1 pseudogene is annotated in these 236 nt (G+C 63.6%); it reads left to right on the top strand.

Going from position 1 to position 236, the window contains the following annotated elements:
* Positions 1-224: pseudogene (locus tag ACYQ0J_RS13990) on the top strand (transposase); the annotation flags it as partial.
* Positions 225-236: the final 12 nt, after the last annotated feature.

The following is a 236-nucleotide window of genomic DNA, read 5'->3' as shown; positions in this document are numbered from 1 at the left end:
CCCGTTGGGAAGTGGAGAACCGGTCCTTTTGGGTGCGGGACGTTCTCTTTCGCGAGGACGCTTGCCAAGTGCGGGGGAGAGGGGCGTGGGTCCTGGCGGTGCTGCGGGGGTTTTTGGTCTCGCGGCTAAACCGGGAGGGGGTTAAGGGGAAGAAGGCGGCCTTGGAGGCTTTCTCCTTCAACCCCCTCTCCGCCCTCCGCTTCCTGGGGCTCTATGCAGTATAGCGGTCAAGTCTG

Source organism: Thermus sp. FJN-A (assembly GCF_054655095.1).
The sequence above is the reverse complement of the archived record's forward strand: the minus strand, read 5'-3'. Positions and strand labels throughout refer to the sequence as shown.